Below are 26,647 nucleotides of genomic sequence, written 5' to 3' on the forward strand. Positions count from 1 at the left end.
AAAAGAGAGAGTGAAAGGGGGAACTTGAAAAATGGATACTTTGGTAGCATTATCACCGTTAATCTTGATGTTCTTGTTAATGTGGTTTTTCATTATCCGTCCTGCACAAAAGCGTCAAAAAGCGACAGCTAACATGCAATCGGAATTGCGCCGCGGTGACCGTGTCGTAACAATCGGAGGCCTTCACGGCCAAGTAGACGCTGTGGATGACACAACGGTTTACCTGACTGTTTCAGACGGAACACGTTTGCAATTCGAGCGCCAGGCAATCGCCCGCGTCGTCGATTCAGCAAAAACAACTGTCTAAGAAATCTCGCCTTCGACCTTGAAGGCGATTTTTTTTATCTATAATGTGGACTGGACTTATTGAATTTAAGGCCGATGGTGGACTTGCTGTTTCGGTCACGGTTCACTCTGTAAGTTGAAGAAATCACTCGCCCCGGTCCGGCTAACTAATAAAAAAATTAAAAAGCAATGTTCTCAATATTCCTGCAATCGGATACAATGGAAAAGAACGGATGGAAGGAGATTTAAAATGTTAGATTTTACCGATCAATATGACATGGTGCTGCCTGCATTGGAAAGCAAAATTGCTGAATTCCATTACATGCAATACGATACCGTCACACCGGAGTCATTGTGGCAATTCTGTTTAAAGAAAAAGTGGAAGAAGAAAAATATCGAGGACATGCGGCTTCATGAAATGGTCAACGATATTATGGGGACGACCGCTTCGGAATTTGTCGCATATCATCAGGTGGAAGGGTTAAAAGGGGCAAGCTTTTTTGCAGAAGGAAATCTGGCAGAACTCGAGCAGCTCTTGCGGCCGGTTTCGAAAAAGCCTAATTCGAATTGACACCTTAAAGCGGCTGTTTCATAATGATAGTGCTGTGTTTTTCACACTGAGGAGGAATAGTTACATATGAAAGCAAGAGGTCGTTTAATCGCCTTTTTCCTTATCATCATTGTCTTGATAGGAATTATGGCTCCCACGAGTTTACCCATTGCAAAAGACATCAGATTGGGATTGGATCTGCAAGGCGGATTCGAAGTTCTCTACGAAGTAAAACCGCTTGAAGGCGGAGAGCAGAAGATTACGCCGGCAGTATTGGCGGATACTTCGGAAGCACTGGCCAGCCGGATTGACGTGCTGGGCGTAAGTGAACCGGTCATCCAGATTGAAGGGGATAACCGCATCCGCGTCCAGTTGGCCGGTGTTGAAGATCAGGCTTCAGCTCGTGAATTATTGTCCACCGAAGCGAACTTGACGTTCCGCAATGCGGAAGATGAAGTAATGCTCGACGGCAGTGATTTGAAACAAGGCGGAGCGGCAGGGACATTTGACCAAAATGGCGCGCCTGTTGTAACCCTTGAATTGAACGATCCAGGCAAATTCGCTGAAATCACCAGCGAAATTTCACAATTGCCGCCGCCAAGCAATGTTTTGGTCATTTGGCTCGATTTTGAAGAAGGCGTGGATTCATACGCTGAGGAACTCACGAAGCCGGATCCGAAATTCGTTTCCGCACCGCGTGTTTCCCAGCGCATCAATTCGCAGTCGGTTGAAATTTCCGGCGCCTTCACTGTAGAAGAAACGCAGAACCTGGCGGGGATTTTGAACGCCGGTGCATTGCCGGTCAGCCTGGAAGAAATCTATTCGACTTCTGTCGGCGCCCAGTTCGGTGCAGAGGCACTTGACCAGACGATATTGGCAGCTACAATCGGTATCGGGCTTGTATTGTTGTTCATGCTGGTCTATTACCGTTTGCCGGGATTGATTGCTGCGATTACGCTGGCCGTATTCGTGTACTTGATCTTGCTGACGTTTGAATGGATTGGCGGCGTCCTGACGCTGCCGGGTATTGCATCCATCGTACTTGGGGTCGGTATGGCAGTCGATGCCAACATCATCACTTATGAGCGGATCCGCGAAGAATTGAGGATCGGCCGCAGCGTCAAAGATTCATTCAAGGCGGGGGCAGCCAGCTCGTTCTCAGCGATTCTGGATGCCAACGTCACCACTTTGATCGCCGCAGTCGTGTTGTTCATTTTCGGGACAAGCTCCGTCAAAGGGTTTGCAACGCTGTTGATCATCTCGATTCTTGTGTCATTCCTGACAGCAATTTGGGGTTCACGACTCTTGCTTGGCCTGCTCGTCGGAAGCGGCATATTGGACGGCAAAGTCGGTTTGTTCGGACTCCGGAAATCGCTTGTCCATAAGCCGGAAGAAAACCTGGAAATCTTGGACCTTTCCACTCGCTTCGACCGCTATGACTTTGCTAAGCACCGCAATAAATTCTTCATTGCGTCGATTGCCTTGATTGTAGCCGGTATGGTTGTCATCGGCGTTTTCCGTCTGAATCTCGGCATTGACTTCTCGAGCGGTACGCGCGTCGAAATCACGGCAGATTCAGCGGTCACGAAAGAACAGATAGAAACGTTCTTAAATGAAAATGGTTATCCAACTGAAGATGTAGTTATTTCTGGCGACAACTCTAATATCGGCGTGACGCGCTATGTTGAAGAGTTTAGCCAGGAAGAAATCAATACCTTGAAAGCTGCGGCAATGGAAGAGTTCAATCACGAACCGAACATTTCTACGGTATCGCCGACAGTCGGACAGGAATTAGCGAAAAACGCCGTGTATGCTCTGGCGATTGCGTCCATCGGGATCATTCTTTACGTGGCTGTCCGCTTTGAATGGCGCATGGGTGTCGCTTCCATTGTGGCCTTGCTGCATGACGCATTCTTTATCGTTGCCGTCTTCAGCTTGCTGCGCCTGGAAGTGGATATCACCTTTATCGCCGCGGTGCTGACGATTGTCGGTTATTCGATCAACGATACCATCGTTACGTTTGACCGGATCCGTGAAAACTTGAAGCGGATGAAGAAAATCGATTCCGTGGAACAATTGGAATTGATCGTCAACAAATCGCTTCGCCAGACGCTTGGCCGTTCTGTCAACACCGTGTTGACGGTGGTGCTGGTTGTTATTGCCTTGCTGGTATGGGGAGCACCTTCCATCACCAACTTCTCGCTCGCTTTATTGATCGGCTTGGTTGCCGGTACGTATTCTTCGATTTTCATCGCAGCCCAGTTATGGCTCGTATTGAAAAAACGGGAATTGAACAAAAAAGGCCCAATCGATATCGAGAAGCTGGAAGAGAAAAACAAATGGGGTTCTGACGAGCCTGTCGTATAAAGAGAACTTCCGTTCAATGGGAGCTTCTGCCCCTTCAATTGGGATAAGTTTATAAAAGAAATGGAACAGGGTATAGAACTTATGACCTTGTTCCATTTTTTTATCTATTTTGAAGGGAGATGCACACGATGAAATTTCAAGCGCTCGCCATCATTGGGCTTATACTTGCAGTGTTGCTCGCAGTTTTTGCAGTAGCCAATGTGGAAAATGTTCCAGTCAATTATTTATTTGGGGAAGCCCAATGGCCGCTCATTCTCGTTATTCTTGTCTCCGCTCTTTTAGGATTCTTGCTCAGCGGCACCGTGGCCATCATTCGCATGTTCACTTTGCAGCGGAAAGTTAAATCGCTTCAAAAAGAAATTGCGGTGAAGGAATCGCTGATTGCCACCCAGCAAAATGAAATTGCGGAATACCAGAAAGCCGATGTCCATCCTGAAGCGATGGTCGTCACCGATGACCGCCAAACGCTTTAATCTAAACAAAAGGGCTGTCCGAGAAGTCTATTATTCGACTTATCGGACAGCCTCACTTGCTTCTAATGAATCGTAGAGGAATACAATTGCTCCTGTTTCTGCATCGCTACGCTAGCTTCGAAACATGAAAGAGCGTTGCATCGCTGCGCTAGCTTCGTCGCAAACAATTCAATCGAACTACTTTCTTCCGACTTGCTCGCCGCCTTGCGCTTCATTCCCTTTTCCGGCTTTTTTATAAGAATGTACGTGAAAAGAGAGAATAAAATAAAGCGCTCAGTGATTTTTTGCCTTCTCTCGATATGGAGCAAAACAGCGGAGACTCCCGCGGGACAGCGCCGTGCCGAAATCCACTCGGCTGTTAAGCCGAGTTAGTTCGGCGCAAGCCCGCAGGAAAGCGGAGCTGTTTTGCGGAATATTGGTGCTATCTAGAAGGAGTATTTCTATATCTTTCTCAACAAGCAAAGAAGTTGTCCCAAATTTCTTTTGGGACAACTTCTTTTTGTCTGCGCGGAAATTCTGTATAATGAACGGGTAAGGAAGTGAATGTACATGATAGAATCCAAAAAGCGATGGCGCTTGACCACTCCCGACATGGAGCGGGTGCAAGCCATTCAAACAGAATTATCCATTTCGTCCGTTTTGGCCAAAATATTAGTGACGCGGGGCATTACGACCGCTGAAGAAGCACGTGATTTCATGAACATGGACGCGCACGGAATACATAACCCGTATCTCATGAAAGATATGGACATTGCCGTCGGGCGCATCCGCCAAGCCATTGAAGAACAACAGAAAATTTTAGTGTACGGTGACTACGATGCCGATGGAGTTACGAGCACGACCGTCATGATGACGGTGCTCGAAGACCTCGGTGCTGATGTTTCCTTTAAGATCCCGAACCGCTTTAAGCATGGCTACGGGCCGAATAAAGAATTGTTCCAGGAAGCGCATGACGAAGGTGTGAACTTGATCGTCACCGTCGATAACGGCATTTCGGGCATCGACGAAGTAGAGTTTGCCAATAGCCTCGGCATGGAAGTCATTATCAGCGACCACCATGACATCGGCGAAACGATGCCAAATGCATTGGCGATTGTCCATCCGCGCCATCCGGAAGGCGATTATCCGTTCGGTGAACTGGCAGGCGTCGGTGTGGCATTCAAAATCGCCCAGGCATTGTATGAAGAAGTGCCGGATCACCTGGTGGAACTTGTGGCGATCGGCACGATTGCCGATTTGGTGCCGCTGCATGACGAAAACCGCATTCTCGTAAAAATGGGCTTGGAAGCACTGCGGGACACGCCGCGCCCAGCGATCGACGCTTTGTCGGAAGTGTCCGGCGTGAAGCAGCGCGAAATTACGGAAGAAACGATCGGCTTTATGTTCGGGCCGCGCATCAATGCAATTGGCCGCCTTCAGGATGCCGATCCGGCGGTGCAATTGTTTATGACCGATGATGCTGCGGAAGCCCGCAGCCTTGCCGGAGGACTTGATGTATTGAACAAAGAGCGCCAGGCCATCGTCAAACAGATATCAGATGAAGCAACGGGGCAGGTGGACGCCCGTTATCCGGACGGACCGCCGCATGTCATTGTGGTGGCGCAGGAAGGCTGGAACCCGGGCGTAGTCGGGATTGTGGCTTCGAAGCTAGTGGAGAAATATTACCGCCCGACAATTGTGTTGTCGCTGAATCCGGAAACCGGCAAAGCAAAAGGCTCCGCCCGCAGCATTGAAGGCTTCCATTTGTACAATGAACTGGCAGCGAACCGCGACATCCTGCCGCATTTCGGCGGGCACCCGATGGCAGCCGGCATGACGCTCGATCTGGAACATGTCGATGCGCTGCGCGAACGGTTAAATAAACAAGCGGAAACGAGTTTGACCGAAGAAGATTTGATTCCTGTTGTGGAAATTGATATTCCCGTCCGCCTGGAAGAAATCGATATCGAAACGATTGAATCGATGCGCTATTTGGCGCCTTTTGGCATGGGCTTTGCCAAGCCGAAGTTTTTCCTGGATGAAGTGAAAGTGGCGTCGATCCGAAAAATCGGTGCAGCGCAAAACCACTTGAAAATGGAACTGGCCCAAAACGCTGCGACCATTGATGCCGTCGGTTTCGGCATCGGCCCTCTCGGCGATGAATTGACGCCCGATGTGAAAATTGATGTCATCGGCGACCTTCAGATCAACGAGTGGAACGGCCGCAAAAAGCCGCAGCTGATGATTGAAGACATCCGAACGGATGAATGGCAATTGTTCGATATCCGCGGCATCCGGCAAGTATCCCGCTGGTCGAAGCTGATTCCGGAAAAAGAACAGGTTTTCCTGGCCTTTAAGCCGGAAACCGTTGCCGTGTTCCAGACGCTTCTGCAGCAGCCGATTTATACGCCTGAGACGCTGCAAGAGCTCGATGAACCGAAATTCCATTTGGTGCTTCTGGATTTGCCGGACACCGAAGAGCAATTAGCCGAAGTTTTGTCACATATTAATCCGAAACGGATCTACGCCCATTTCTATGCAAAAGAGTCGCAGTATTTCGAGCAGATCCCTACGCGGGAGCAGTTTGCGTGGCTCTTTGCATTTATTAAAAAACGCGGTTCGTTTGATTTTAAAAAGCACAGCGATGAACTTGCCAAGCACAAAGGGTGGACGCGGGAAGCATTATTTTTCATGCTTCAGGTGTTTTTTGAACTCGGTTTTGTTACACTTAACAATGGACTTACAGAGATTGCAGCAGCTACAGGCAAGCGGGATTTGTCGGAAGCGCCGATTTACAAGAAGCGCCAGCAGCAAATCGCGTTGGAACAAAAGCTTTTGTATGCATCTTATAAGGATTTAAAAGAGTGGTTTGATGCGAAAGTGTCGGCCAAGGAGGAAGAATTATGGATTTAAAGCAGTACGTAACAATTGTTGAAGACTGGCCAAAACCAGGGATCAGTTTCAAAGACATTTCGACAATTATGGATAACGGAGAAGTATATAAATACGCTACCGACCAGATTGTGGAATACGCGAAAACAGTGAATGCAGAATTGATCGTCGGCCCTGAAGCCCGCGGTTTTATCATTGGCTGCCCGGTTGCGTACGCACTGGGAATCGGCTTTGCACCTGTCCGCAAAGAAGGGAAATTGCCGCGTGAAGTGATTCGCGCTGAATATGGCCTTGAATACGGCAAAGACGTGTTGACGATGCACAAAGATGCCATCAAACCAGGCCAACGTGTATTGATCACGGATGATTTATTGGCAACGGGCGGAACAATCGGCGCAACCATCAATTTGGTGGAGCAGCTGGGCGGCATCGTCGTGGGCTGTGCATTCCTGATTGAACTGACGTATTTGGACGGCCGCAAGAACCTTGACGGCTATGACATTATGACACTTATGCAGTATTAATCTTTTCCCTCCGCCAATTGCTGGCGGGGGGAATTTTTTATAGTCCGGCGGGTATGGAAGAAAGAGGTGATGGATATGGAACTTAGCAAATACCACGATCCAGCAAAAAACAAAGAACTGCTGGCAGCGATAATGAACGATCCGCAGCCAATTGAAGAGCTGACCAACGAGACCCAGGAACTTTTCCGCCAAATCAAATCAAATGATGGCCCCATTAAACATTTCTCCTACAAAAAAACGCGCCTCGAGCTGCTCTGGTCATTTCTGGCCGAAGAGCATTCCACCGAAGATCCGCACCATTACTCCGAGCGGGTGGAAAACGGCGACGTGGTTCCGGAATGGAAGACAGAGCTGGACGAAGAATACATTAAACTGGAAAATGCCTTTACACGGCAAGTAAATGTTGAAGACTTCGGGGCAGTCGGGGACGGTATGACCGATTGCACCAAAGCATTCCGGGAAGCGTTCGGCAGCGGGCGGGTGGATGTCTATGTGCCAGCAGGGATTTACATCGTCCGGAAACTGGAACTGCCTTCCTGGACGCGGCTCCGGGGAGCAGGAAAAGGGGCCACGGTGCTGAAACTGCACAGCGCTGCGCCGAAACGCCAGCGCCTCTTGGCAAACCGGAATTTCATCCGGGGCAACCATCACATTTCCGTGGAGCGTCTGGGGCTCGATTGGAATGTCGAGCGCCTTGGCAATGTGTCAAATACGAGTGCTGGAAATAATTTTTCCAGCTGCCTGACTTATGCTCATGTTACGTATGGCTGGGTGAAAGAAGTCGCTGCGGTGAATCCGGGGCTGCACTGCTTTGACGTTTCGTCCACGTTTTACAATTACGGCGGCGATGGGCGGCGGGCAAAAGGCGGAAGCCGTTATGTCTGGCTCGACCGGGTCAATGGCTGGGGCTTCGGCGATGATGGCATTACGACCCACCACAGCGATTACATATTCATTTCCAATTCGCATTTATGCGATCCGAGCGGCCGGTCGCATAAAAAAGGCTTTTCCAATTCTAATGGCATTGAAATTGACGACGGCTCCCGCTTTGTGTGGCTGCTCAACAATTCAACGACGCGCTGTTTCGGCGGAGTGGAGATCAAAGCCCATGCGACCAGTTCCGCTGCGACGGGCGTTTTCATTTCCGGCCATTTGTCGGTCAGCGACAACCGTTCGTTCAATTTCCGCCACATCGGCCATCATGCAGCCGAAGATCCCGATTCATTATCCGCATTTAATATCGCAGCACAGCGCCTCGTAGCGGTAACGCCGGTGTTTACCGAAATGTATGCCGGTTCATCGCCGCGCGCTCTGGTCGTGTCCGGCTTCCGAAACGTGGCGATCAACCAATTCTTGTTTATCGGCGATCCGCAATATGACTACAAAGGGCATCCGGCCGTAGCCATCCAGTACAAAGCGGGAGATGTATCGCTGACGAACGGGCGCATCAGCGGCTTTAAAAAGTCGAAATCCGACCTGTATTTAGGCAGCGGCGACCGGGTGACGGTGCGCAATATCCGCTGTTTGGATTCTGCAAAACGCCCGGTAAAAGGCGGCAAAGGCAATAAAACGATTGTGGTGGAGAATGTCGGGCCAGAAACGGTTTAGCAAAAAAAGAATTTGTCGAAAACTCACGCGAAAAATGTCGAATTTGTGTATGCTGTGTTACTATTTATAATAAACTTAGGCATTCTAACAGCAATTCACTGAAAATAGCGATAAAATAACAAGTAACAGCCAATAAAGGGAGGTGCATCCAGTGAGATTGAGCGGCAAAAAAATTCTCAGTTTTGTGCATCACGAGTTCGAAGACTTGGAGTTGTGGTATCCAATCCTGCGTTTGCGGGAAGAAGGCGCGCAAGTAGACATCGCCGGCGAAGAAGCGGGCGTGAAGTACATCGGTAAATACGGTGTGCCGGCGGAATCCGATTTCTCCTACGGCGACATCAGCCCGAAAGACTACGACGCCATCCTGGTCCCAGGCGGGTGGGCGCCTGATAAGATTCGCCGGTTCCCGGAAGTGCTGAATATCGTGCAGTTCATGGACGAGCACAAATTGCCGATCGGCCAGATCTGCCATGCCGGCTGGGTGCTGATATCAGCCGGCATTTTAACAGGCAAACGGGTGACCAGTACGCCGGGCATCAAGGACGATATGGTCAATGCCGGCGCGGAATGGCTGGATGAACCTGTCGTCGTGGACGGCCATTTGGTATCGAGCCAGCGGCCGCCGGATCTGCCGGACTATATGCGTGAATTCATTAAAGTGATGGAGCAGCAATAAGAAAGCTTTACTTTTCTGTCCATTGTTTTTTATAATAGAAAGATATACTTTTCGAAAAATCAGAAGCAAGGTGGGCAATTATGGCGAAAGATCTAGTTAGGACACCTGAAGACGTATTCGAAATGGTTGCGTCTTATATGAATGCCGATCATGTTGATACGATAAAACGGGCATACCAAGTGGCGCTTGTTGCCCACGAAGGACAATTCCGGAAATCCGGTGAACCTTATATTGTCCATCCGGTTCAAGTTGCCGGCATACTGGCAGAACTGCAAATGGATCCTGCAACAGTGGCTGCAGGTTTTTTGCATGACGTCGTAGAAGATACGCCGGTCAGTCGGGAAGACATTGTCCGCGATTTTGATGAAGAAGTGGCGATGCTCGTTGACGGCGTCACCAAACTGAGCAAAATCAAGTACATGTCGAAAGAAGAGCAGCAGGCGGAAAACCACCGCAAAATGTTTGTCGCCATGGCGCAGGATATCCGCGTCATTTTGATCAAACTGGCGGACCGGCTGCACAATCTCCGGACCCTCAAATACCAGTCGGTTGAAAAGCAGCGCATGAAAGCGAACGAGACGCTGGAAATTTTTGCGCCGATTGCGCATCGCCTCGGGATCAACACGATCAAATGGGAGCTTGAAGACACAGCACTCCGTTATTTGAATCCGCAGCAGTACTACCGCATTGTCAATCTGATGAAAAAGAAACGCACAGAGCGGGAAGCCTATTTGAATAATGTCATGGATGAAATTCGCAACCAACTCGACGAGGTCGACATTAAAGCGGATCTTTTTGGGCGTCCAAAACATATTTACAGCATCTACCGCAAAATGGTGCTGCAAAACAAGCAATTCAACGAAATCTATGATTTGCTGGCGGTCCGCGTCACAGTGGAAAGCATCAAAGACTGCTACGCAGTGCTGGGCATCATCCATTCCACATGGAAGCCGATGCCGGGCCGTTTCAAAGATTACATCGCCATGCCAAAACAGAATCTTTACCAGTCGCTCCATACGACGGTCATCGGGCCGCAGGGCGATCCGCTCGAAGTGCAGATCCGGACCGAAGAAATGCACCGCATCGCGGAATACGGGGTTGCGGCGCATTGGGCTTATAAAGAAGGCCGGAAAGTCGATATGCCGAAAAACACCGTGGATTCCCGTCTGACATGGTTCCGTGAAATCCTTGATTTCCAGAACGAATCGGACAACGCGGAAGAGTTCATGGAGTCGCTGAAATACGATTTGTTTTCGGACATGGTCTACGTGTTCTCGCCAAAAGGCGATGTCATCGAGATGCCGGCAGGATCGGTGCCGATCGATTTCGCTTACCGCGTCCACTCGGAAATCGGCAACAAAACCATCGGCGCCAAAGTGAACGGCAAGATGGCGCCGCTTGATACCGAACTGAAAACCGGCGACATTGTGGAGATCTTAACGTCCAAACAGTCATTCGGCCCTAGCCGCGACTGGCTGAAAATTGCCAAGTCGACGCAGACGAAAAACAAGATCAAGCAATTCTTCAAAAAGCAATTGCGCGTCGACAATGTCCAAAAAGGCAAGGAATTGATCGAGAAGGAAATCCGGGCCCAGGAATTCCCGGTAAAAGAAGTGCTGACGAACGAGAACATCAAACGCGTCTGCGAAAAATTCAATTTCGCCGGCGAAGACGATATGTATGCAGCGGTCGGCTTCCAGGGCATCACCGCCCAGCAAGTGGTGAACCGCTTGGCCGAAAAGCAGCGCAAAAAGCGCGAGCAGGAAGAAGCCATCGAAAAAATTACGGTGGAAATGAAATCCAATGCGCCGGCGAAGCAAACCGAATCCGGCGTCATTGTGCGCGGCATCGACAATATGATGATCCGCTTGTCGCGCTGCTGCAACCCGGTGCCGGGCGACAGCATCATCGGCTTTATCACCAAAGGGCGCGGCGTTTCCGTGCACCGGGCGGATTGCCCGAATGTGCAGTCCAACCAATCCGACCGGCTGATACCGGTTGAATGGGAAAATGCCGGCGCACCGGACAAAAAAGACTACCATATCGACATCGAAGTGGAAGCCTACGACCGTACCGGGCTCATTAACGAAGTCATGCACATGGTCAGCGAAACGAAAACGACAATCACCGCTGTCAGCGGCCGGGCGAATTCGGACAAAATCGCGACCATCAATATGACGATCATGATTCCGCATATTTCGCATCTGAACCGGGTGGTCGAGCGCATCAAGCAGATTCCGGATGTCTATTCGGTGAAACGGGTTACGAACTAAGGAGGACTTATGCGAGTCATTTTACAGCGTTCCAAACGAGCAAGCGTGAAAGTGGACGGCGCGGTGACGGGAGCCATCGATTCCGGCTACGTCCTGCTCGTCGGCATCACGCATGAAGATACAGAAAAAGACGCCAAATACGTGGCGGATAAAATTGCCGGCCTGCGGTTGTTTGAAGACGAAGAAGGCAAGATGAACCATTCGATTCTGGAAAACGGCGGGGATATCCTGTCCATTTCCCAGTTCACGCTTTATGGCGATGTGAAAAAAGGGCGGCGCCCGAGCTTTATCTCGGCAGCGCGCCCCGAAGCCGCTGAACCGCTTTGGGAGTCGTTCAACGACGCCTTGCGGAATAACGGGCTGACCGTCGAAACCGGCGTGTTCGGCGCCATGATGGACGTCGAGCTCGTCAATGACGGCCCGGTGACGATATTAGTGGAATCGTAAGAAGTAGAACGGTACAGGGGGTGTTTCCTGTGCCGTTTTTTTGTTTTGGGAAGAATGGGAGATTCACTTAAGTGAGCCTAGTTGATTTTTGCAGAATCCATATTACTTGAGCTAAAACATTTCCAATTAATTTACCGCTTCGGCCGCTTTGGGCATGACTCTCGCGATGAGCCGAGAAAAGCACTCGTCTCATCGCTTCGTCTAGCCCTTGGACGCGCCGGCGCTGAAGAGGTTTTCAATAGAGAAGTGACTTTTATTTAAATAGTTTTTATAATTGATCACTTGGATATGGAGCAAAACTTCGCAGAATCCCTTACTAATCCTGGGGTAGATTGCCGCAAAGCGATTGTCTGAAGTTCTTTGACAAGTGCTTCGGAGCTGGTTTGCGGAATATCGTCGGGTTTAGACTATTGGTTCAATTTGAATTGGCCATTCTTCTAAAAATATCCATATAGCTAAATCTATACACAAAAAAACAGCACGGGAGGTTTTATTCTCCCGTGCTGTTTTCAATTATTCTTCCAATTGTGCATCAAAATAGTTGACGATGCCGGTGTACAGCCCGAGTGCCGCTTGTTCCTGGAACTTCGATGCCGTCACAATGCGTTCATCGTTGAAATTGCTCAAGTAGCCGAGTTCAATCAGGACGGCCGGCTGCTTGTTTTCACGCAGCACGAGATAATTCCCTGCCTGGACGCCGCGGTTGCGGAGCTCGATTTTGCCGGCTAAGCCCGAATTAATGGCTGCAGCGAGCGGCTCTTGGAATTCATGCAGATAATAAGACGTAAATCCGGAAACGCTGCTGTCGTCCGTCGCATCGTAGTGGAGGCTGATAAAGGCGTCCGCTCCGACTTGATGGGCCGCGGATACACGCTTGCGCAAGTCGACGTATGTATCGGATTGGCGCGTCAGCACCACGTCAGCCCCTGCCGAGCGCAAATGATGCGACAGCGTTTCAGCCGTCTGCAGCGTCAAATCTTTTTCCAAGGTTTTGCGTGCGCCGACCGTACCGCCGTCATTGCCGCCGTGGCCGGGATCGAGCACAATCGTCAAGCCGTCAAGCGTGCCTTTCTTGCGATCGGGTTTCTCTTCTTCTTCAGTCGCTTCCGCTTCGCCGCTTGTTACGACCCAAGTCGCGACATAGGCCGCAGTGCCGTCCGGCAAAGAAACTTTGTACCAGTCGCCGCTTTGTTCGGAAACTTGCAGTTTATCGCCTGCATCTGCACGGCTTACCACGCTTGAAGAAGTGGAAGGCTCGGAGCGCAGGTTGGTGCCGTTTGTAATGACGGTCACACTTTTAGCATCCGACTTTGCCGTCTCTTCGACAGCAGTTGCCGATTCATCGGACAAATGGCCGTGGAAGGCATAGACCCAGCCGGTTTTCTTTTCGGAAAGCTGAATTTCGACCCAATTGCCTTTGGTTGATTTGACTGGGAACACTTCGCCTTTAGTGACGCTGTCCAGAACTTTCGAGCTGAGGTCCGGTTTTTTGCGGACATTCAGAACATCCACCGCAATTTCAAAAGAAGCGGCTTCAGCAGTTGCCGGTGCCGGCTTTTCCGCTGTCTGTTGGGACGTGCTTATGTATTGTTTAGACACAAATCCACGTGTATTCTGGAAATCCACTTCCGCCCAGTCGCCGGCTTCGCTGATGACCGTTGCCTGGTCGCCGGCGTTCATTTGCGCGAGCACAGAAGCAGAGATGTCCGGCTGTGCACGGACGTTCAGCCGGTCGACGCTTGCCACAGCAGTGACGCCGGAAACTTCCGTATTTTCAGATGCCGTTCCGGACGTCAGCCAGGAAGCGATCCACCCTTGTTCGCCGCCAATTTCGATTTCCAGCCAATCGCCGCTTTGCGACAGCGTTTTCACCTTGTCGCCTTTGGCAAATTCGCCGATGACGCCGTAGGAAAGGCCGGGGCCGGTCCGCACATTGACGGTTTCGCCGGTAATTTCTACATCGCCGGCGGCAGCAAGTGCGGGATCGGCCGCAGGGGCCGGAGAAATTCCGGAAAACATGAATATGAATAAAATAATGGCTATAAACCACTTGCGGTTCATCTAGCACCTCCTTAAATATACACCTCTTAGTATTATGAAAAAAAAACGGCCATTTGTCAAAAAAGGTTGACAAGGTTTGGGGCAGTCCTTAAGATTAAGATTATTATACTTATATACATTTGCCGATGACAAAGAAAGTAATTGCAAGATTGGCTGAAAAGAGAGGGAAAGTCCTGGGCTGTAAACTTTCCTGCAGGGATCTGTAATGAAAAACACTTTAGAGGCTTTTTTCTGAAAGGCGCCGCATGCGCTTATTAGGAAGGAACGGAACCGGCCGTTACCCGGAATGAGAGGGTGCCGTCTTTTTGGCATCAACTAGGGTGGAACCGCGGAAGCTGATATTAAAAGCTCTCGTCCCTTGCGCAAGCAAGGGGCGGGGGCTTTTTTGTATGGAAAAATGGAGGAGTGGAAAAAATGGGCAATAACATTCAAGCACCGCGCGGCACATACGACGTGCTGCCGGACCAGTCTGCCAAATGGCAGGAAATCGAAGCGAAAATCATTGAACTGTGCAACCTTTACCAATACAAGGAAATCCGGACACCGATTTTCGAGCACACGGAATTGTTCCAGCGCGGCGTCGGCGATACGACGGATATCGTGACAAAAGAAATGTACACATTCCAGGACCGCGGCGACCGCAGTTTAACGCTTCGCCCGGAAGGCACCGCATCCGTTGTGCGTTCTTTCGTGGAAAATAAATTATTCGGCTTGCCGGACCAGCCGGTGAAATTGTTCTACACCGGACCGATGTTCCGCTACGAACGCCCGCAGGCAGGCCGCATGCGCCAATTCGTGCAATTCGGTGTGGAAGCGATCGGCTCCAAAGATCCGGCGATTGACGCAGAAGTCATTTCATTGGCGATGGAACTTTACCGTTCCGTCGGCTTGAAGCGTCTGCGCCTCGTACTGAATTCGCTTGGCGATACGGAGAGCCGCATCGCACACCGAGAAGCGTTAGTGAAACATTTTGAACCGCGCATCAACGAGTTCTGCACCGACTGCCAGACGCGCCTTGAGAAAAATCCGCTGCGCATTCTTGATTGCAAAGTGGACCGCGACCACCCGTTGATGGCAACAGCGCCGTCACTGGCTGATTACTTGAACGAAGAATCGCAGGCTTATTTCGACCAAGTGAAAATGTACTTGGACGAGCTCGGCATTGAGTATGTCATCGATCCGAATTTGGTGCGCGGCCTGGATTATTACAACCACACCGCATTTGAAATTATGAGCGATGCGGAAGGCTTCGGCGCCATTACGACGCTTTGCGGCGGCGGGCGCTACAACGGCCTGGTCGAAGACCTCGGCGGACCGGAATCGCCGGGCATCGGCTTTGCGATGAGCATCGAGCGCCTGCTTCTGGCGCTGGAAATGGAAAAAGTGGAAATCGGCCAGTCGCAGAACCTGGAAGTGTACGTGATTGCCATGGACGATGCGTCAAAGAAAAAAGCATTCGGCATCATCAAAGAGCTTCGCTCGAACGGCATTTCAGCCGACATGGACTACACGGGCCGGAAATTGAAAGCCCAGATGAAATCAGCTGACCGCAAAGGCGCGGGCTACGTCATCGTCATGGGCGAGACGGAAATGGCAAGCGGACAAGTCGCGTTGAAGGAAATGGCGACCGGCGAACAACAGACCGTTGCATTCGCAGAGATTGCCGGAACGATTACGAAAAAGAAATCATTGGAGGAATAGATATGTCGAGATCGCATTATAGTGGAGAAGTCAACGAAGCAATTATCGGACAACCCGTATCATTAAAGGGATGGGTACAAAAACGCCGTGACCTTGGCGGATTGATTTTTGTCGATGTCCGCGACCGCAGCGGCATCGTCCAAGTGGTGTTCAACCCGGAAATTTCGGAAGAAGCGACGAAAGTCGGAGAAACCTTGCGCAATGAATTTGTTGTGCATATCGAAGGCCTGGTCGTGGCGAGAGCAGAAGGCCAGATCAACCCGAATATGAAAACCGGAAAAGTCGAAGTGCAGGTCACAAACGCCAGCATCATCAATGCGGCGAAAAACCCGCCATTTGCGATTGAAGACAATACCGATGTCAATGAAGACTTGCGCTTGAAATACCGCTACTTGGATTTGCGCCGTCCGGCGATGTACGAAACGTTCAAAATGCGTTCAGACATCACGAAATCGATCCGCCGTTTCCTGGATGAAGAAGGATTCCTGGAAGTGGAAACACCGATCCTGACAAAATCGACTCCGGAAGGCGCACGCGATTATTTGGTGCCAAGCCGCGTCCACGAAGGCGAATTTTACGCGCTTCCGCAATCACCGCAATTGTTCAAGCAAATGCTGATGGTGTCCGGCTTCGATAAATATTACCAGATTGCCCGCTGCTTCCGCGATGAAGACTTGCGTGCAGACCGCCAGCCGGAATTCACGCAGATCGATATGGAAATGAGCTTCAAATCGATGGAAGAAATTCTGGAAATGAACGAGCGTTTGATGGTCCAAATGATGAGCGACGTCAAAGGCATCGACATCGAACCGAAATTCCAGCGCATGAGCTATACCGAAGCGATGGACCGTTTCGGTTCCGACAAGCCGGATGTCCGCTTTGGCCTGGAACTGGTCAACGTTTCCGATTTGGTGAAAGATTCTTCCTTCAAAGTGTTCTCCGGAGCGGTTGAGGGAGGCGGCCAGGTCAAATTGATCAACGTCAAAGGCCAGGCAGCCAACTACTCGCGCAAAGACATTGATGCACTCGGCGCATTTGCGGCAGTTTACGGTGCCAAAGGGCTTGCGTGGCTGAAAGTGGAAGAAGACGGCGTGAAAGGCCCGATTGCAAAATTCTTCGAAGGCGATGCAGCCACTGCGTTGACAGAACGTGCAGAAGCGGAAGCAGGAGACCTTCTGTTATTCGTAGCCGATTCTTCTTCGGTCGTAGCGGATGCGCTCGGCGCTTTGCGTTTGAAATTCGGCAAAGAACTTGGCCTGATCGACAATTCGCAATACAAATTCCTTTGGATCACGGACTGGCCGCTGTTTGAATACGACGAAAAAGAAGGGCGCTATTTTGCGGCTCACCACCCGTTCACGATGCCGTTTGAAGAAGACCTGGACATCTTGACGACCTCGCCGGAGAAAGTCCGCGCGCAGGCGTATGACCTTGTCTTGAACGGCTATGAGCTAGGCGGAGGCTCGCTGCGCATCTACCGCCGCGACATCCAGGAGAAAATGTTCCAGATGCTTGGGTTTACGGACGAAGAAGCCCGTGCCCAGTTCGGCTTCCTGATGGATGCGTTCGAATACGGAACGCCTCCGCACGGCGGGATTGCATTCGGCCTCGACCGTCTCGTTATGCTCCTTGCAGGGCGCACCAACTTGCGCGACACCATCGCATTCCCGAAAACAGCAAGCGCCAGCGATCTTTTGACGGATGCGCCAAGCCCGGTTTCCGAAACGCAGCTTGAAGAATTAAGCTTATCGGTCAGTATTCAGAATAATGAAAAAGTACCAGAGTAAAGTTCTTGTGCAATTAAAAAAGGTGTGCTAACATACAAGTAGTAGAGAATCCTGATGTGTTCGTTTTAAGCTATTCAGTTTTGACCCAACATTTTGTCGTCGGGAGACCAAATTTCGTCATGGCTAACATGCCTCTCAGGGGAAGTTATAAGTGATGGAGCGGTCACCCACCTGCTAGAAGCGGGTTCAAAAACGATATGCAACACAAGGACGGCACGATTGGGATTCTCCATTATTTTAACTTTTCGCCCTCCGGCAATTTGTCGGGGGGTTTTTAATTGTGTATAATTCCTAGTATATCTCTCAACTTTCAATTTGAAGGGCAGGAAAATCATGTTACATCAATTTTCACGAAACGAATTAGCCGTGGGCAAAGAAGGAATCGAATTATTGAAAAATACAACCGTTGCTGTTCTGGGCGTGGGCGGCGTGGGTTCATTTGCCGCTGAAGCGTGTGCACGCAGCGGAGTCGGCCGCATCATCCTCGTTGACAAAGACAATGTCGACATCACCAACATCAACCGCCAATTGGTGGCCAATCTTTCAACTGTCGGCCAATCCAAAGCGGAAGTGATGAAGGAGCGCATTGCCGACATCAACACGGAATGTGAAGTAATTTCTTTACATATGTTTTATACGGAAGAAACGTTTGAGGAATTCTTCAGCTACAATCCGGACTACGTCATCGACGCATCCGACACGATGATCTACAAAGTCCACTTGATGCAGGAATGCTACAAGCGCGGCGTGAAAATCATCTCGAGCATGGGCGCAGCGAACAAAACCGATCCGACGCGTTTCCGCATCGCGGACATTTCCAAAACGCATACCGATCCGCTCGCCAAAATCATCCGCAAGAAATTGCGTGAAGCGGGAATCCGCAAAGGCATTCCGGTCGTCTTTTCCGATGAAAGCCCGATTGTCATCCGCGAAGACGTCGTTGGAACCGTCGGAAAGCCGGATGCTGCCATCCGCAAAGCGAAAATGCCGCCAAGCTCCAACGCCTTCACGCCGTCTACTGTCGGCCTGATCTGCGCAAGCTGGGTCGTTAACGACATCACCCGCGAGATTCCGATTGAACGCGTCAGAAATAATTAATGGAAAGCCGGCCCTAAGATGGAGCCGGCTTTTGCGTGCCGAATTTTGCTGAGCGCGCATAAATTTTTCTAAAAGCGCATAAATTTCGCCAGACGCGCATAAATCCGTCTGAACGCGCATAAAAACGGATTGCCAAAAGAAAAGCCATCAAAAAAGCCATCAAAAAAGCCGTTTCCATGGATGGAAACGGCTGCCATTCTATTTTTTCTTTCGGAAAGACTTTAATTTCTCGTAAATGCCGGCAAATTTCTTTTCGGAGCCGGCAATGACGGGTTGATAGTAATCCGCCGACTTCACTTCTTTCGGCAAATAATCCTGGTCGACCCAGCCGCCGAATGAGCCGAGCGGCGTGTCGTGCGGATATTTGTAGCCGCCGTGGCCGAGTTCAGCGCTTCCAGCGTAATGGGTATCTTTCAGGTGCGGCGGAATGTCGCCGGTATCGCCTTTATTGATCGCCGCAATGGCTGCGTCAATGGCTTTGTATGCCGAATTGGATTTCTCCGACAGGCACATCTCCGCGACGGCTTGGGCGAGCGGAATGCGGGCTTCCGGCAAGCCGAGGCGGTCAGCCGCCTGGCAGGCAGCGAGCACATGGGCGCCGACTTGCGGGTTGGCGAGGCCGATGTCTTCGTAGGCCATGACGAGCAAACGGCGAGTCACGGCCGTCAAATCGCCGTTTTCCAGCAGATGCGCCAAATAATACATCGCCGCATTGACGTCGCTGCCGCGCACGGATTTTTGCAGCGCCGACAGCAAATTGTAGAAATGTGAGCCTTTTTTGTCGCCGAAGACGCCGACGCGTTTGATCATCTGTTCCACCATCTGATCTTCGACGATGTATTTGCCGTCGCGCTCGTCTGATGCCACCACGATGGATTCAAGCATCGTCAGCGCTTTTCGGGCATCGCCGTTGGTGCCTTCTGCAATGCGTTCAACTTGCGCAGGGGAGATTTCGATCTCATAATTTCCAAGCCCGCGCTTTTCGTCGCTCAACGCGTTTTTCAGGAGCTCGACGATGTCTTCATGCGTCAGCCGCTTTAATTGCTTGATTTCGCCGCAGCGGGAGCGGATGGCCGGGTTGACGTCGTGGAATGGGTTTTCCGTCGTTGCGCCGATCAATACAATTGCGCCGCTTTCGACATGGGGCAAGAGGGCATCCTGCTGGAGTTTATTGAAGCGGTGGATTTCGTCCAAAAACAGCAGGACTTTGCCGGTGATGCGCGATTCGGCGACCACTTCTTCGACGTCTTTTTTGCCGGAAGTTGTGGCGTTCAAGGCGATGAACGGCAGTTTCGACGTGCCGGCGATGGCGTGGGCAATCGACGTTTTGCCGATTCCGGGGTCGCCGTACAACAGCATCGACGGCACATGGCCGTTTTGGATCATTTTATACAACGCCGTATGCGGTCCGATAACATGTTTCTGGCCGACCACTTCGTCGATCGTCCGGGGACGCATACGGAAAGCTAAAGGTTCGTTCTGCAAACTAAGCACTCCTTCCGTACATTCGTTCTATCAGTATAGCGTTTCATGAAATAAAAGTCATTGCAAGTCCATTTTGCTGAGTTATGATATACTATTTTGAAGAATAATTGGAAACTGATTCAGGGGTGTAAAGATGAAAATATCAACAAAAGGCCGCTACGGCTTAACAATTATGATCGCGCTCGGCAAACAATACGGCGAAGGGCCGATTCCGCTCCGCAAAATTGCAGCGGAATACGATTTGTCCGAAGCTTATCTGGAACAGCTCGTCGGACCGCTCCGCAATTCCGGCCTTGTGAAAAGTGTGCGCGGGGCGTACGGCGGCTATATGCTGACCCGCCATCCGAAAGAAATTTCGGCAGGCGACGTGATCCGCGTATTGGAAGGGCCGATCCAGCCGGTTGAAGGCATCGAAGACGAAGCCCAGCCGCAGCGCGAGCTATGGGTGCGCATCCGGGACGCGGTCAAAAACGTCTTGGACACCACCAGTATTGAAGATTTAATGAAAACGCAGGACAACGATAACGAAAACTACATGTTTTATATATAAGGAGTCAGTCAAAATGAAACAAATTTATTTAGACCATGCGGCCACTTCCCCGATGCATCCGGAAGTGGCTGAAGTTTTTTCCCAAGCACTCGGAACCGTCTACGGCAATCCTTCAAGCATCCACGGCACCGGCCGCGTTGCGCGCAAAGCGCTGGATGAAGCGCGCCGGATCTTTGCCGGAAGCATCAACGCCAACGATCCGGAAATCGTCTTTACAAGCGGCGGGACAGAAGCCGACAATTTTGCGATTTTCGGAACGGCTGCCAAAAAGGCGGGCAAACACATCATCACGTCTACCATAGAACACCATGCCGTATTGCATGCATGCGAAAAGCTGGAAAGCGAAGGCTACGACGTAACGTATTTGCCGGTGGACGAAAATGGCTCCGTCCAAGCAGAAGACGTGAAAAATGCGCTGCGGGACGATACAATTCTAGTGACCATTATGCTAGGCAACAATGAAGTCGGAACCGTGCAGCCGATCGCGGAGATCGGGGAACTGCTAAAAGATACTGATGTGGTGTTCCACACCGACGCCGTGCAGGCGTATGGCGTATTGCCGATTGACGTTGAAGCTCTGCATGTGGATTTATTGTCCGTGTCGGCGCATAAGCTGAATGGCCCGAAAGGCATCGGCTTTTTGTATCAGCGAAAAGGCACTCAGCTTGCGCCGCTGCTATACGGCGGGGAGCAGGAACGGAAGCGCCGCGCAGGGACTGAAAACGTGCCGGCTATCATGGCATTTGCCAAAGCGGTGCAGATTTCATTGGAAACGATGGACCAGAAACAGACGGCCTACCAAGGCTATAAAGAGATTTTCAAGAACATTCTCCGGGAGGAAGGCGTCGAATTCAAGGAAAACGGCACCAACCAAATGCCGCATGTCCTGAACCTCAGCCTGCCCGGAATCGAAATTGAATCCTTTTTGGTCAATCTGGACCTAGCCGGCATTTCCGCATCAAGCGGCTCTGCCTGCACAGCCGGCTCGATCGACCCGTCGCACGTCCTGGTGGCGATGTACGGCGAACGGGCAGAAGAACTGCGGAATTCGATCCGTTTCAGTTTCGGCATCGGCCTGTCCGAAGAACAAATAACAGAAGCTGCTCAAAAGACAGCTCAAATTAGTAAGCGCCTCGCGCTAAAATGAAAAGGTGATAAACAATGACTGCAAAAGCACCACAAGATACACGTGTTGTCGTCGGCATGTCCGGAGGGGTCGACTCTTCGGTTGCCGCGTATTTATTGAAAGAACAAGGCTATGACGTCATCGGGATTTTCATGAAAAACTGGGACGATACCGACGAAAACGGCGTCTGCACCGCGACGGACGACTACGAAGACGTCATCCGCGTCTGCAACCAGATCGGCATCCCGTATTATGCCGTCAATTTTGAAAAACAGTACTGGGACAAAGTATTTACGTACTTCCTGGAAGAATACAAAGCGGGCCGTACACCGAATCCGGACGTGATGTGCAATAAAGAAATCAAATTCAAGGCATTTTTGGAGCACGCCTTGAGCCTGGGCGCAGATTATCTGGCGACCGGCCACTACGCGCAAGTCGCGCACGCTGAAAACGGCGAAACGAAAATGCTGCGCGGCAAAGACAACAACAAAGACCAGACCTATTTCCTGAATCAATTAAACCAGGACCAATTGTCGAAAGTGATGTTCCCAATCGGCCATATGGAAAAGAAACGGGTGCGCGAAATCGCACTTGAAGCAGGACTTGCTACAGCAACGAAAAAAGATTCGACGGGCATCTGCTTTATCGGCGAACGCAATTTCAAGGAATTCCTTGGCCAATATCTGCCGGCGCAGCCCGGTTCGATGGAAACGCTTGACGGCGTTAAAAAAGGTTCACATGACGGTTTGATGTATTACACCATCGGCCAGCGCCAAGGGCTTGGCATCGGCGGAGCGGGGGATCCCTGGTTCGTGATCGGCAAAGACCTCGACAAAAACATCTTATACGTCGGCCAAAACATCAACCACGATGCCTTGTTCTCTGACAGCTTGTCAGCGGTCAACTTGAGCTTTACGTCAGATACAGCGCCGACAGGCACTTTGAAATGCACCGCAAAATTCCGCTACCGCCAGGCTGATGTCGGCGTAACGGTAGACTTTAAAGGCGACGAAGCCATCGTGACATTTGATGAGCCGGTCCGTGCGATTACACCAGGGCAGGCAGTCGTTTTCTACGACGGCAAAGAATGCCTTGGCGGCGGAACAATCGACCGTGTCTTCAAAAACGGTGCACGTTTAGAATATGTAGGTTAATGGGAGAGACGAGCGATGAATTACAACGAAATCGGCATACAGGCCCTTCAAGAAGGCAACACCGAAGAAGCCATCAAAGCTTTTACTCAGGCAATTGAAGAAGAACCGAACAATCCGCTTGGCTACATCAATTTCGGCCATGTGCTGACGTCGATGGACGACGTCGAGCGGGCAGAACGCTTTTTCCAGAAAGCGATCGTCCTGGATGAAACGTCCGCCACCGCTTATTACGGACTGGCGAATCTGTATTTCAATGTTGAACGCTACGCAGAAGCATTGAAATTGTATGAAAAAGCGGTCCAGTACGGTCTGGAAGGTGCAGATGCGCATTTCATGATCGGCAAATGCTTCGAGAAGCTGGAGCAGCCGAAATTGGCGCTTCCGTATCTTCAGCGTGCCATCGAATTGGACCCGGAAGACGCTCAGGCGCGCTTAAGCTATGGCATCACGCTGGCGTCGATGGAATTGTTTGAACTGGCAGAACCGCAATTTCTGCAAGTTCTCGACCAGGACCCGAACCATTCGGATGCTCATTACAACCTCGGCGTCCTGTACGCGGTGTCAACGGACCGCGTCAACGAAGCCATGTTTCACTTGAAACAGGCGTACACGCTAGATGAACGCAATGAAATGGCGCGTTATGCGTATGATATGATCGCTACAAAACTGCAATAATTTGTGAAAGGAGACGGCATCAATGACCGGACAAATTGATTTATTCCAAGAAGAAGTGCAATTCGTGCTAGGCCGTCCTGTCGTCTCGATTTTTCACAATCCCCAAAACTTATTTTCCATCGCCAAAGTGAAAATCCAAGAAACCAACACCTCCTATCCGGAAAAAGAAATTATCGTGTCGGGCTATTTTCCGAAACTGTCGCTTGAGGAACAATACCGTTTTACGGGGGCTGTGAAAAATCATCCGAAATACGGCGTGCAGTTCCAGGTCGAAACATTCACGAAAGAAGTGCCGGAAACCGAGCAGGGCATTGTCCATTATTTATCGAGCGATATGTTCAACGGCATCGGCCGGAAAACGGCGGAAACAATCGTTAAAAAGCTCGGCAAAGACGCCATCAAAAAGATTCTGGAAGACCCGGAAGCGCTCGATGCCGTGCCGCGTTTGTCGGACGACAAAAAAGACACCATCCGTTCGACGCTGCAAATGAACTTGGGGCTGGAGCGGGTCATGATCCAATTGAACGACTGGGGATTCGGCCCGCAAGTCGGCATGCGCATTTACCAGGCGTACCGCGAAGAAACAATCGATGTGCTGACGAAAAACCCGTACCGCTTGATTGAAGAAATCGAAGGGATCGGCTTCCAGCGCGCCGATGAGCTCGGGGCGAAGCTCGGCATCACCGGCAGCCACCCGGACCGTATCAAGGCGTCGGTGCTGCATTTATTGAACCAGGCGTCCTTGTCTGAAGGGCATGTCTACCTGGATGCAAAAACGATGATTCCGATGGTGAAAGAAATGCTGGAATCGAGCCAGCAGGAAGAAATTGCGATCCCGATGATTTCCAAAGCGATGATTGAACTGAATGAAGAAGGCAAAGTGGCGGGGGAAGAAACCCGGCTTTATTTGCCGTCTTTGTATTATTCGGAACTCGGCATTGCGACCAAACTGGAAACCTTGCTGTCGTCGCAGGAAAACCGCGACCGGTTCCCGGCGTCCGAAGTGCGGAAAGCGCTCGGCGAAGCGGAAGAGCGGCTCGGCGTCAATTATGCCGAAACACAGGTCCAGGCCATTGAACAAAGCATCAACTCGTCCGTCATGATCCTGACAGGTGGCCCGGGGACCGGCAAGACGACGGTCGTCCGCGGACTGGTCGAAGTGTATGCGGAACTCCACGGCTTGTCGCTCGACCCGAAAGATTATGCCAAGAAAAAAGAGCCATTCCCGATCATTTTGGCGGCGCCGACCGGCCGTGCAGCCAAACGGCTCAGCGAATCGACGGAACTGCCGGCGATGACGATCCACCGCTTGCTCGGCTTTAACGGCCAGGAAAAAGAAGAAGAAACCGAAAAAGACATTGAAGGCCGCCTCATCATCATCGATGAAATGTCGATGGTCGATACGTGGCTCGCGCATCAATTGTTAAAAGCCATTCCGGAAGACGCCCAGATCATTTTCGTGGGTGACCAGGATCAGCTGCCGCCGGTCGGGCCGGGGCAGGTACTGCGCGACTTGTTGGAATCAAAACGCATTCCGACGGTCGAACTGACCGACATTTACCGCCAGACATCCGGCTCGTCGATCATCGAACTCGCCCACCAAATGAAAAACGGTCAGCTGCCGGCGGACATCACCGCGAAAACTGCGGACCGTTCATTTATCAAAGCGGGCGCCGACCAGATTCCGCAAGTGGTCGAAAAAGTGGTCAAGAGTGCACTCGCAAAAGGGCATTCGATCCGGGACGTCCAGGTGCTCGCGCCGATGTACAAAGGGCCGGCCGGCATCGATGCCTTAAACCGCATGATCCAGGAAATGGTCAACCCGAATACGGACGGCAAGCGAAAAGAGTTGGTGTTCGGCGACGTCACGTACCGCATCGGCGACAAGATCCTGCAGCTTGTCAACCAGCCCGAAAGCAACGTGTTCAACGGCGATATGGGCGAAGTCATCGCCATCTTGAAAGCGAAAGAAACGGTCGAGAAACAGGACCTGCTCGTCGCGTCGTTCGACGGCATCGAAGTGACATATCAGCGCTCGGATTTGAATCAGCTGACGCTCGCATACTGCTGCTCGATCCACAAATCGCAAGGTTCGGAATTCCCGACGGTCATCATGCCGGTCGTCCGCGGCTACATGAAAATGCTGCGGCGCAACCTTCTGTACACCGGCATCACGCGCAGCAAGGATTTTCTGATCCTGTGCGGCGACCCGCAAGTGTTCCGCTACGGCGTTGAACGGACCGATGATGCGCAGCGCATGACGACCTTAAAAAGCCGGTTGCAGCGATCGGCTGCTGAACCGGAAGAAGCAGAAGAAGCTCCAGTGAAAGCTTCAGCTGATGTCACAGCGGCACAAGCGCCCGCTGCTGCCCCGGCGAAAAAAGAACCGGTCGGCCCAGTGAGCCTGACTGCTGAAAATGCCCATCTGATCCATCCGCTGATCGGCATGGAAGGCGTCAAGCCGACTGATTTTATTGAAGCGTAGGAGAGCGTCCATTGCGGGCGCTTTTTTTGTAGGAAACTTTCAGCTGGAAGCATATTTCTTTTGCTGCTGTGCGTATTTTAACTTTGTCTGTGCGTATTTCTGCTGAATGGAGCGTATTTTAACCTTAACCGAGCGTATTTCAAAAATCGGAAGCGGATTCCTGGCCGGCACTTCTTTTATTAGCTCAATTTCACTAGTAGTCGCATTTTCTTCACTTCCGTCCGCACTCCCGAAATTCGCCGCTATTGACACAGCCCGTCCTTTTTCTATATAATTCAATCTATAATCAATAACCAATACGTTGATGGAGACAGTATAAAATTCGCATCCGTTTAGAAATAGGTTCCCCGGCTGAAAGAACCTTCGCCATGCAATTTTAGAAAGCTACTCCGGAGTGCAGCCAATCCCTGCCGTGAAGCCGCGTTAAGGCCCAATGAGAGACACGGAGCCA

Annotated in this window: 20 protein-coding genes, 1 other RNA gene and 2 other annotated features (1 of these 23 only partly in view); of the genes, 19 read left to right on the top strand and 2 right to left on the bottom strand. The window is 51.0% G+C overall.

The genetic code is table 11. From position 1 onward, the window contains the following. Positions 1–31: 31 nt before the first annotated feature. The 10 genes from yajC to dtd all read left to right on the top strand — a co-directional run bounded on the left by yajC (position 32) and on the right by dtd (position 12,074). Positions 32–307 (top strand): preprotein translocase subunit YajC, encoded by a 276-nt coding sequence (gene yajC / locus BLQ32_RS14860; RefSeq protein ID WP_053165521.1) that lies wholly within the window; start codon positions 32–34, stop codon positions 305–307. 228 nt (positions 308–535) lie between these two features. Then, positions 536–856: a post-transcriptional regulator gene (locus BLQ32_RS14865; protein ID WP_074510952.1), complete on the top strand. Its 321-nt coding sequence runs from the start codon at positions 536–538 to the stop codon at positions 854–856. Between the two features lie 66 nt (positions 857–922). Continuing rightward, a complete protein-coding gene (gene secDF, locus BLQ32_RS14870) occupies positions 923–3,202 on the top strand; it encodes a protein translocase subunit SecDF (RefSeq protein ID WP_074510953.1) in 2,280 nt (759 codons plus the stop codon). A gap of 128 nt (positions 3,203–3,330) precedes the next feature. Further along, the gene (locus BLQ32_RS14875) at positions 3,331–3,675 is read left to right on the top strand and encodes a LapA family protein (protein WP_036806266.1); all 345 of its coding nucleotides are present in this window, start codon (positions 3,331–3,333) and stop codon (positions 3,673–3,675) included. 549 nt (positions 3,676–4,224) lie between these two features. Next, positions 4,225–6,567, top strand: coding sequence for a single-stranded-DNA-specific exonuclease RecJ (recJ, locus tag BLQ32_RS14885; RefSeq protein WP_074510955.1), 2,343 nt, complete (start codon positions 4,225–4,227; stop codon positions 6,565–6,567). Beyond that, positions 6,558–7,070 (top strand): adenine phosphoribosyltransferase, encoded by a 513-nt coding sequence (locus tag BLQ32_RS14890; RefSeq protein WP_074510956.1) that lies wholly within the window; start codon positions 6,558–6,560, stop codon positions 7,068–7,070. The genes recJ and BLQ32_RS14890 overlap by 10 nt, the downstream gene beginning before the upstream one ends. Positions 7,071–7,145: 75 nt before the next feature. Then, positions 7,146–8,678: a glycosyl hydrolase family 28-related protein gene (locus BLQ32_RS14895; protein ID WP_074510957.1), complete on the top strand. Its 1,533-nt coding sequence runs from the start codon at positions 7,146–7,148 to the stop codon at positions 8,676–8,678. 151 nt (positions 8,679–8,829) lie between these two features. Further along, positions 8,830–9,354 (top strand): type 1 glutamine amidotransferase domain-containing protein, encoded by a 525-nt coding sequence (locus BLQ32_RS14900; protein WP_074510958.1) that lies wholly within the window; start codon positions 8,830–8,832, stop codon positions 9,352–9,354. Between the two features lie 80 nt (positions 9,355–9,434). After that, entirely contained in the window at positions 9,435–11,627 is a 2,193-nt protein-coding gene (locus tag BLQ32_RS14905) for a RelA/SpoT family protein (protein WP_074510959.1), read from the top strand. 9 nt (positions 11,628–11,636) lie between these two features. Then, positions 11,637–12,074, top strand: a complete 438-nt coding sequence (gene dtd / locus BLQ32_RS14910; RefSeq protein ID WP_074510960.1) for a D-aminoacyl-tRNA deacylase — start codon at positions 11,637–11,639, stop codon at positions 12,072–12,074. A 513-nt stretch (positions 12,075–12,587) separates the two neighbouring features. On the opposite strand, the gene BLQ32_RS14915 is transcribed toward dtd, so the two are convergent. Beyond that, a complete protein-coding gene (locus BLQ32_RS14915) occupies positions 12,588–14,135 on the bottom strand; it encodes an N-acetylmuramoyl-L-alanine amidase family protein (protein ID WP_074510961.1) in 1,548 nt (515 codons plus the stop codon). A gap of 116 nt (positions 14,136–14,251) precedes the next feature. Further along, positions 14,252–14,497 (top strand) — a binding site (T-box leader). 52 nt (positions 14,498–14,549) lie between these two features. Between BLQ32_RS14915 and hisS the strand changes: the two genes are divergently transcribed. The 4 genes from hisS to BLQ32_RS14935 all read left to right on the top strand — a co-directional run bounded on the left by hisS (position 14,550) and on the right by BLQ32_RS14935 (position 18,721). Then, a complete protein-coding gene (gene hisS, locus BLQ32_RS14920; protein ID WP_074510962.1) occupies positions 14,550–15,836 on the top strand; it encodes a histidine--tRNA ligase in 1,287 nt (428 codons plus the stop codon). Positions 15,837–15,838: 2 nt separating this feature from the next. Continuing rightward, the gene (gene aspS, locus BLQ32_RS14925) at positions 15,839–17,623 is read left to right on the top strand and encodes an aspartate--tRNA ligase (protein ID WP_074510963.1); all 1,785 of its coding nucleotides are present in this window, start codon (positions 15,839–15,841) and stop codon (positions 17,621–17,623) included. A 45-nt stretch (positions 17,624–17,668) separates the two neighbouring features. After that, positions 17,669–17,853, top strand: a non-coding RNA gene (gene ssrS, locus BLQ32_RS14930) — 6S RNA. Positions 17,854–17,956: 103 nt separating this feature from the next. Then, on the top strand, positions 17,957–18,721 hold the full coding sequence (locus BLQ32_RS14935; protein WP_074510964.1) for a tRNA threonylcarbamoyladenosine dehydratase: 765 nt from the start codon (positions 17,957–17,959) through the stop codon (positions 18,719–18,721). A 198-nt stretch (positions 18,722–18,919) separates the two neighbouring features. Here the strand turns inward: BLQ32_RS14935 and BLQ32_RS14940 are convergent, their stop codons facing one another. Then, entirely contained in the window at positions 18,920–20,206 is a 1,287-nt protein-coding gene (locus BLQ32_RS14940) for a replication-associated recombination protein A (protein WP_036806358.1), read from the bottom strand. A 133-nt stretch (positions 20,207–20,339) separates the two neighbouring features. Here BLQ32_RS14940 and cymR point away from each other — a divergent pair, with 133 nt between their 5' ends. Genes cymR through recD2 form a run of 5 tightly spaced genes read left to right on the top strand, consistent with a single transcriptional unit; the run spans position 20,340 to position 26,196 of the window. Continuing rightward, positions 20,340–20,756 carry a cysteine metabolism transcriptional regulator CymR gene (gene cymR / locus BLQ32_RS14945; RefSeq protein ID WP_036806362.1) on the top strand — a complete coding sequence of 139 codons (417 nt, stop codon included), beginning with the start codon at positions 20,340–20,342 and terminating at the stop codon, positions 20,754–20,756. A 13-nt stretch (positions 20,757–20,769) separates the two neighbouring features. Beyond that, a complete protein-coding gene (locus tag BLQ32_RS14950) occupies positions 20,770–21,903 on the top strand; it encodes a cysteine desulfurase family protein (RefSeq protein WP_074510965.1) in 1,134 nt (377 codons plus the stop codon). Positions 21,904–21,917: 14 nt separating this feature from the next. After that, positions 21,918–23,036, top strand: coding sequence for a tRNA 2-thiouridine(34) synthase MnmA (gene mnmA / locus BLQ32_RS14955; protein ID WP_074510966.1), 1,119 nt, complete (start codon positions 21,918–21,920; stop codon positions 23,034–23,036). A gap of 15 nt (positions 23,037–23,051) precedes the next feature. Next, the gene (locus BLQ32_RS14960; RefSeq protein ID WP_036806372.1) at positions 23,052–23,711 is read left to right on the top strand and encodes a tetratricopeptide repeat protein; all 660 of its coding nucleotides are present in this window, start codon (positions 23,052–23,054) and stop codon (positions 23,709–23,711) included. Between the two features lie 22 nt (positions 23,712–23,733). Next, positions 23,734–26,196 carry an SF1B family DNA helicase RecD2 gene (recD2, locus tag BLQ32_RS14965; RefSeq protein ID WP_053165533.1) on the top strand — a complete coding sequence of 821 codons (2,463 nt, stop codon included), beginning with the start codon at positions 23,734–23,736 and terminating at the stop codon, positions 26,194–26,196. 292 nt (positions 26,197–26,488) lie between these two features. Then, positions 26,489–26,647, top strand: a binding site (T-box leader); it runs 52 nt beyond the window's last position.

The sequence above is a fragment of the Planococcus glaciei genome, from assembly GCF_900099655.1.
Lineage (GTDB): Bacteria > Bacillota > Bacilli > Bacillales_A > Planococcaceae > Planococcus > Planococcus glaciei.

What these genes read in the sequence shown, in the direction of transcription:
- yajC (WP_053165521.1), top strand. Translation starts at nt 32, where the DNA reads ATGGATACTTTGGTAGCATTATCACCGTTAATCTTGATGTTCTTGTTA.
- BLQ32_RS14865 (WP_074510952.1), top strand. Translation starts at nt 536, where the DNA reads ATGTTAGATTTTACCGATCAATATGACATGGTGCTGCCTGCATTGGAA.
- secDF (WP_074510953.1), top strand. Translation starts at nt 923, where the DNA reads ATGAAAGCAAGAGGTCGTTTAATCGCCTTTTTCCTTATCATCATTGTC.
- BLQ32_RS14875 (WP_036806266.1), top strand. Translation starts at nt 3,331, where the DNA reads ATGAAATTTCAAGCGCTCGCCATCATTGGGCTTATACTTGCAGTGTTG.
- recJ (WP_074510955.1), top strand. Translation starts at nt 4,225, where the DNA reads ATGATAGAATCCAAAAAGCGATGGCGCTTGACCACTCCCGACATGGAG.
- BLQ32_RS14890 (WP_074510956.1), top strand. Translation starts at nt 6,558, where the DNA reads ATGGATTTAAAGCAGTACGTAACAATTGTTGAAGACTGGCCAAAACCA.
- BLQ32_RS14895 (WP_074510957.1), top strand. Translation starts at nt 7,146, where the DNA reads ATGGAACTTAGCAAATACCACGATCCAGCAAAAAACAAAGAACTGCTG.
- BLQ32_RS14905 (WP_074510959.1), top strand. Translation starts at nt 9,435, where the DNA reads ATGGCGAAAGATCTAGTTAGGACACCTGAAGACGTATTCGAAATGGTT.
- dtd (WP_074510960.1), top strand. Translation starts at nt 11,637, where the DNA reads ATGCGAGTCATTTTACAGCGTTCCAAACGAGCAAGCGTGAAAGTGGAC.
- BLQ32_RS14915 (WP_074510961.1), bottom strand. Translation starts at nt 14,135, where the DNA reads ATGAACCGCAAGTGGTTTATAGCCATTATTTTATTCATATTCATGTTT.
- hisS (WP_074510962.1), top strand. Translation starts at nt 14,550, where the DNA reads ATGGGCAATAACATTCAAGCACCGCGCGGCACATACGACGTGCTGCCG.
- aspS (WP_074510963.1), top strand. Translation starts at nt 15,839, where the DNA reads ATGTCGAGATCGCATTATAGTGGAGAAGTCAACGAAGCAATTATCGGA.
- BLQ32_RS14935 (WP_074510964.1), top strand. Translation starts at nt 17,957, where the DNA reads ATGTTACATCAATTTTCACGAAACGAATTAGCCGTGGGCAAAGAAGGA.
- cymR (WP_036806362.1), top strand. Translation starts at nt 20,340, where the DNA reads ATGAAAATATCAACAAAAGGCCGCTACGGCTTAACAATTATGATCGCG.
- BLQ32_RS14950 (WP_074510965.1), top strand. Translation starts at nt 20,770, where the DNA reads ATGAAACAAATTTATTTAGACCATGCGGCCACTTCCCCGATGCATCCG.
- mnmA (WP_074510966.1), top strand. Translation starts at nt 21,918, where the DNA reads ATGACTGCAAAAGCACCACAAGATACACGTGTTGTCGTCGGCATGTCC.
- BLQ32_RS14960 (WP_036806372.1), top strand. Translation starts at nt 23,052, where the DNA reads ATGAATTACAACGAAATCGGCATACAGGCCCTTCAAGAAGGCAACACC.
- recD2 (WP_053165533.1), top strand. Translation starts at nt 23,734, where the DNA reads ATGACCGGACAAATTGATTTATTCCAAGAAGAAGTGCAATTCGTGCTA.